Genomic DNA, 6,306 nt, shown 5'->3' with positions numbered 1-6,306 from the left:
CGTTCGACGAGGCTCGGGGGGTCCACGGCCCGATCGACATCCTGATCGTCAACGCCGGCGCGGGGGACAGCGCGCCATTCGGCCGAATCGCACGCGATGACTGGGACAGGCTTCTCGCGGTCAATCTCACCGCGGCTTTCGACTGTGCTCAGGCGGCGCTTCCGGATCTGCTCGCAAGCTCTCACGGCAGGCTGGTGTTCGTGGCTTCGGTCGCCTCGTTGCGCGGAGTGCCCTATGCCGCACATTATTCCGCCGCCAAACATGGCCTCCTAGGATTGATGCGCTCGCTTGCGGCCGAGTTCGCCAGAACCAGCCTGACCGTGAACGCGGTCTGCCCGGGTTTCGTGGATACGCCGATGACCGACCAGTCGGTCGCGCGCGTGGCCGAGAGAACCGGACGAGCGTGGGAGAGCGCCCGCGATGCGATCGCGCACATGAACGCGAACGGCCGGCTCGTGCATCCCGATGCGGTCGCCACGATGATCCTGAGCTTGTGCCTACCGCAAAGCCAGGATGTGAACGGGGCCGCTGTGACGATTGACGGGGGTACGTCCGCATGAGCCTCGACCCGACAAGCTTCCAGCCGGAGCATTTCCTCTGGGCCTTCAAGGCCGGCGTGGCGACGATCACGCTGAACAGGCCGGAGCGCAAGAACCCGCTCACCTTCGACTCCTATGCCGAGTTGCGCGACGCTTTCCGCGCGCTGGTCTACGCGCCGGAGGTCAAGGCGGTCGTGATCGCCGGCGCTGGCGGAAATTTCAGTTCGGGCGGAGACGTGCACGAGATCATCGGTCCGCTTACCGAGATGAGGATGCCCGGCCTGCTCGCCTTCACGCGCATGACCGGCGATCTCGTCAAGGCGATGCGCGCCTGCCCGCAGCCGATCGTCGCCGCCCTGGATGGCGTCTGCGTCGGCGCAGGTGCGATCGTCGCTATGGCGTCGGACATCCGCCTTGCAACGCCCGCCACAAAGACCGCCTTTCTATTCACCCGCGTTGGGCTTGCCGGCTGCGACATGGGCGCTTGCGCGATCCTGCCGCGGATTATTGGCCAAGGCCGTGCGTCCGAACTCCTCTTCACCGGCCGCGTGATGAGCGCACAAGAAGGCGAGCGCTGGGGATTTCACAACCGGCTCGTTCCGGCCGAGACGCTTATGGATGAGGCGCAGGAGCTGGCCCGTGCCCTCGCCAGCGGCCCCAACTTCGCGCATGGAATCACGAAGACGCAGCTCAACATGGAATGGGCGGTGAGTCTGGACGTCGCGATTGAGATGGAGGCGCAAGCGCAGTCGATCTGCATGGCCACGGAAGACTTCCGCCGCGCGTTCGAAGCTTTCGCCGCCAGGCGAACGCCGGAGTTCCAAGGTGATTGAGCAGCGGTGAGCGATCTCACCTTTCTCGACTGGCCGTTCTTCGATGAGAGCCATCGACAGCTCGCTCTGGAGCTGGAGGCTTGGTGCCGGTCCGAGCTGCCGGAAGGGCATGACGAGCAGGATGTCGATCTCGAATGCCGCACGCTGGTCCGGTCGCTCGGAGCCGGCGGGTGGCTGCGCCACTGCGTGCCCGCGGCTTATGGCGGGGCCCACGAGAAGCTGGACGTACGCTCGCTCGCGCTGATCCGCGAGACGCTTGCCCGACATAGCGGCCTCGCCGACTTCGCCTTCGCCATGCAGGGGCTCGGCTCAGGCACGATCAGCCTGTTCGGGTCGGAAGCGCAGAAGAATCGCTATCTTCCCGCCGTAGCGCGCGGCGAGAAGATCGCGGCTTTCGCCCTTACCGACCCCAGCTCCGGCTCCGATGTCGCCAGCATGGAGACGCACGCGGAGGCCGACAGCGGCGGCTGGCGTGTGAACGGCGCCAAGACTTACGTTTCGAACGGCGGCATTGCCGACTTCTATGTCCTGTTCGCCCGCACCGGGGAGGCGCCTGGCGCGAAGGGCATTTCCGCCTTCCTGGTCGATGCCGACACGCCCGGCCTCCATGTCGCGGCGCGCATCCGGGTGATCGCGCCCCATCCGCTCGCCACCCTGCACTTCACCGACATGGCCCTTCCCGCCTCCACCCTGATCGGCGAGGCCGGCCGCGGCTTTGCCCAGGCGCTGGCGACCTTGGACGTGTTTCGCACCACCGTCGGCGCCGCGGCGCTCGGCTTTGCACGCCGCGCGCTGGACGAGGCCACCCGCCGCGCCGTGTCCCGGCGGCTTGGATCGGGCACGCTCGCCGACAATCCGGTGACGCAAAGCAAGCTTGCCGAGATGGTGCTGGATGTCGAAACGTCCGCCCTGCTCGTCTACCGCGCCGCCTGGCTGCGGGACGTCAAGGACCAGCGCAACAGCCGCGAGGCCGCGCTCGCCAAGCTACACGCCACCGACAGCGCGCAGACCGTGATCGACAAGGCCGTGCAGATTTTCGGTGGCCTCGGGGTCACGCACGGAGTGCCCGTCGAAAGCCTCTATCGAGAAATACGCGCGCTGCGGATCTACGAAGGTGCGTCCGAGGTGCAGAAACTGGTGATCGCCCGCGCGCACCTTGCCGGCTATCGCGGATGAGGGCGCTGCTTCCGCCCGGCTGGCCGCGCCCGAAAGGCTATTCGAACGGCATATCCGCCCGGGGTCGCCTGATCTTCACTGCCGGCATTGTGGGCTGGGATAATGACGAGAGGTTCACCGCGGAGGACATGGCCGGCCAGTTCCGCCAGGTTCTCGTCAACACGCTTGCCGTGCTGGCCCAGGACGGCGCAGGGCCGGAGCATGTCGTGCGCATGACCTGGTATGTCACTGACCGGGACGAATATGTGGCGAGCCTCGCGCAGATCGGGGCGGCCTATCGGGAACTGCTTGGCCGCAACTATCCGGCGATGGCGGTGGTGGAGGTTAGCCGCCTGGTCGAGCCCGCCGCGCGCATCGAGATCGAGACCACCGCCGTGGTGCCGGAACCGTGACCTATGACAGCTTCGTCCGTGATCGCCTGCCGGCTCCAGAGGCGCAGCCGGAGTTTTCGTTCGACCTTCCCGAGCTGCGCTACCCTGAGCGCCTCAACGCCGCGGTCGAGCTGATCGATCGCGCCGTGGCGGAAGGTGACGGCGACCTCCCCGCCGTCATCAACGCGCACGGGCAGTGGAGCTACGCCCAGCTCAAGGACATGTCCGACCGGATCGCTCGACTGCTGGTCGAGGAGGAGGGCTTGCGGCCGGGCAATCGCGTTCTGCTGCGCGGCCCGAACGGAGCAACCTTGTTCGCTGTCTGGCTCGGCGTGCTGAAGGCCGGCGGGATCGTCGTCGCGACCATGCCGATGCTTCGCCCAGCCGAGATCGCCACGGTGCTGGAGCGGGCGCAGATCAGCCACGCCATCGTCGACAGCCGATACATCGGGGACTTCCGCGACGGGGCTGCATTGGCCGGCACCGTTCGCTCGCTGCTCCGCTATGACGGGGATCATGGCCGCGGCGATCTCGAAACGCGGATCAGCGCGCTCGCGCCCAGCTTCCAGCCGGTCGAAACGCGCAGCGACGATCCGGCGCTGATCGCCTTCACGTCAGGCACAACCGGGCGGCCCAAGGGCTGCGTCCAGTTCCACCGCGACATCCTCGCCCCGGCCGACGCATTCGCGCGCCACATCCTGAAGCCCGAGCATGGCCGCCGCTGGGCATGCTCGGCGCCGATCGCCTTTACCTTCGGGCTCGGCATGCTGCTCATCTTCCCGTTCCGCTTTCGCGGCACGGCCGTCACGCTGGAGCAAGCCACACCCGCCAGTCTGCTGGAAGGGATCGAGCGATACGGAGTGAACGTCCTCGGCACCGCGCCGACTGCCTACAAGGCGATGCTGGGCCAGTTGAACGGGCGCAACATCAGCAGCCTCACCACCTGTGTCTCCGCCGGCGAGCATCTGCCAGCCGCGGCTTGGACCGCCTGGCACGAGCGCACCGGCCTCAAGATCGTCGACGGGATTGGCGCCACCGAGATGATGCACATCTTCATCTCCGCGTCGGAGGGCAACGTCCGGCCAGGCGCGACCGGCAAAGCCGTGCCGGGCTATCGCGCCTGCGTGCTGGGGGACGACGGAGTTCCGCTGCCCCACGGCACCGGACGGCTTGCGGTCAAGGGTCCGACCGGCTGCCGTTATCTCGATGACGCACGTCAAGCGAGCTATGTCCAGGGCAGCTGGAACGTCACCGGGGACACTTACCGCCAGGATGAGGACGGCTATTTCTGGTATGTTGCACGCTGCGACGACATGATCGTGTCGTCCGGCTACAATATCGCGGCTCCGGAGGTGGAGAACGCCCTGCTTTCCCATCCTGCCGTCCAGGAATGCGCGGTGATCGGCGCGCCTTGCGAGGAGCGCGGGCAACGCGTGAAAGCCTTCATCGTCGCCTCCCCTGACCATGCGCCTGGCGAGACCCTGGCCGAGCAGCTGAAAGCGCATGTGAAGGCCGCAATCGCGCCCTACAAATATCCGCGCGAGATCGAGTTCGTCAGCGAGTTGCCGAGGACAGCGACCGGCAAGTTGCAGCGGTTCGCGCTGCGCGAGCGCGCTCAGAAGGGATAGGACGGCGCCGCGTGCTTGACCGTCAGCCACTGCCAGCGGGTGAACGCGTCCCAATTGGCGGGCCCGCCGTGGGAAGATCCGTTGCCAGACGCGCCGGTCCCGCCGAACGGGGCATGAGCCTCATCCGCGACGGTCTGGTCGTTGACATGGCACAAGCCGACCTTGAGTTGCGCCGCGAATTCCAGAGCGCGCGCGCTTAAGCCCGAGATGATCCCGGCCGACAGACCATAGTAGGTCATGTTGGCAAGCTCGATCGCCTCCTCGTCAGTGCGATAGACGGTGATCGGCGCGACCGGCGCGAAAATCTCCCGTTCGAAAGCCGGCATTCCAGGCCCGACCTCGTCAAGCACCGTGGGGCGGAAGAACGCGCCGTCGGCCGTCCCGCCCGCGCGTAGCCTGGCACCCGCTCCCACGCTGTCGTTGACGATGCCCAGCGCCCGGTCGACCTGCCCTTGATCGATCAACGGCCCCAGCGCGACCTGCTCACGGAACGGATCGCCGACCGGCAAGCGGTTGGCCGTTTCGGTCAGCTTCTCGATGAAACGGGCGGCAAGGCTTGCGGGGACGAGCACGCGGCCGGTCGCCATGCAGATCTGACCCTGATGCAGGAACGCGCCCCAGGCGGTGTTCGAGACCGCCAGATCGAGGTCGGCATCGTCCAGGATGATGAGTGAGTTCTTGCCCCCAAGCTCGAGGCTCACCTTCTTGAGCCGCTCCCCGGCAAGCGCGCCGATCCGCCGGCCCACTGCGGTCGATCCGGTGAAGGAGATCATCGCCACATCGGGATCGGTGACCAGCGCCTCCCCCGCCTCGGCGCCTCCGGGAAGGACGTGCAGCAATCCATCCGGCAGCCCCGCTTCCTCGAAGGCACGGGCAATGATCATGCCGCCGACGACCGGCGTGCGCGGGTCGGGCTTCAACACCACGGCATTGCCTACCGCGAGCGCGGGAGCGACGGCGCGCATCGATAGGATCATCGGGAAGTTGAATGGCGAGATCACGCCGACCACCCCGTGCGGCAATCGCCGTGCAAGGCTGGTGACTTTGTGCTCGCTGGGCAGCACCAACCCGCGGGGCTGCGTCACCATGGCCGCCGCCTCGTAGATTTCCGCGATCGTGAGCTTGAGTTCGACGGCCGCCTTGGCCGGCACCGAACCGGTCTCGCGGACAATCCACTCCTTCACCTGATCGGCGTTCGCCTCGAGAAATCGGGCGGCCCGGCGAAAAATGGGCGCGCGCTCGGCGAGCGGATACTCAGCCCACTTCGCCTGCGCCGACTTGGCTTGGGCCGCCCCATCCCGCACGTCAGTGGCCGACGCGCTTGCCACCTCGCCGAGGCTGATGCCGGTTGCAGGCTCCTTGACCGGCAAGGTCCCGCTCTGCCCGCTCGTCCAGCCATTGCTGAACAGCTTCCCGCTCCATTTTTCGGGCTCGAGACCGAGCAGCGTTGGAATCATTTCCCGTCACTCCGACGCATCGTCCTGTCTCTGCGAAGCCCGCAGCGATCAAGCTAGCCGAAGCGCCTGCCGGACCGAAGCCGGAAGCGCAATCCAGCTCGTCGGCCGACCTCAACGGGGACGTGGAAACGAGGAACGGGAGCCCTTGTCCGGCAAGGCTGCTTGTCGCCTGCCCTCCTCAACCCGCGCAAGATCGAGCTCCGCCGCACGGACCGCCGCCTCGATCTCATTTGGCGAGGCATCGGGCATCTCGGCCGCGCTGCAGCCGGCCAGCAACAGAGCCGAGACCAGAGACATGCCGG

General features: G+C 66.9%; 6 protein-coding genes. 5 read left to right on the top strand and 1 reads right to left on the bottom strand.

Annotated elements, in window-relative coordinates:
* The 5 genes from VF631_RS08255 to VF631_RS08235 form a co-directional block, all read left to right on the top strand.
* Positions 1-560: SDR family NAD(P)-dependent oxidoreductase (locus VF631_RS08255; RefSeq protein ID WP_431849811.1), on the top strand; the 560-nt coding region annotated here is incomplete at its 5' end.
* Positions 557-1,372 carry an enoyl-CoA hydratase family protein gene (locus tag VF631_RS08250; protein ID WP_431849810.1) on the top strand — a complete coding sequence of 272 codons (816 nt, stop codon included), beginning with the start codon at positions 557-559 and terminating at the stop codon, positions 1,370-1,372. The genes VF631_RS08255 and VF631_RS08250, both read left to right, overlap by 4 nt.
* A gap of 6 nt (positions 1,373-1,378) precedes the next feature.
* Positions 1,379-2,548: an acyl-CoA dehydrogenase family protein gene (locus VF631_RS08245; protein ID WP_431849809.1), complete on the top strand. Its 1,170-nt coding sequence runs from the start codon at positions 1,379-1,381 to the stop codon at positions 2,546-2,548.
* Entirely contained in the window at positions 2,545-2,940 is a 396-nt protein-coding gene (locus VF631_RS08240; RefSeq protein WP_431849808.1) for a RidA family protein, read from the top strand. Before VF631_RS08245 ends, VF631_RS08240 begins: the two co-directional genes overlap by 4 nt.
* The gene (locus VF631_RS08235; RefSeq protein ID WP_431849807.1) at positions 2,937-4,547 is read left to right on the top strand and encodes an AMP-binding protein; all 1,611 of its coding nucleotides are present in this window, start codon (positions 2,937-2,939) and stop codon (positions 4,545-4,547) included. The genes VF631_RS08240 and VF631_RS08235 overlap by 4 nt, the downstream gene beginning before the upstream one ends.
* Here VF631_RS08235 and VF631_RS08230 read toward each other — a convergent pair.
* Positions 4,535-6,004 (bottom strand): benzaldehyde dehydrogenase, encoded by a 1,470-nt coding sequence (locus tag VF631_RS08230; RefSeq protein WP_431849806.1) that lies wholly within the window; start codon positions 6,002-6,004, stop codon positions 4,535-4,537. The two genes, VF631_RS08235 and VF631_RS08230, sit on opposite strands and share 13 nt — an antisense overlap.
* Between the last annotated feature and the right edge of the window lie 302 nt (positions 6,005-6,306).

Source organism: Allosphingosinicella sp., assembly GCF_036387615.1.
Lineage (GTDB): Bacteria > Pseudomonadota > Alphaproteobacteria > Sphingomonadales > Sphingomonadaceae > Allosphingosinicella.
The sequence above is the reverse complement of the archived record's forward strand: the minus strand, read 5'-3'. Positions and strand labels throughout refer to the sequence as shown.

Coding starts and splice junctions, on each gene's coding strand:
- VF631_RS08250 (WP_431849810.1), top strand. CDS start 557: ATGAGCCTCGACCCGACAAGCTTCCAGCCGGAGCATTTCCTCTGGGCC.
- VF631_RS08240 (WP_431849808.1), top strand. CDS start 2,545: ATGAGGGCGCTGCTTCCGCCCGGCTGGCCGCGCCCGAAAGGCTATTCG.
- VF631_RS08230 (WP_431849806.1), bottom strand. CDS start 6,004: ATGATTCCAACGCTGCTCGGTCTCGAGCCCGAAAAATGGAGCGGGAAG.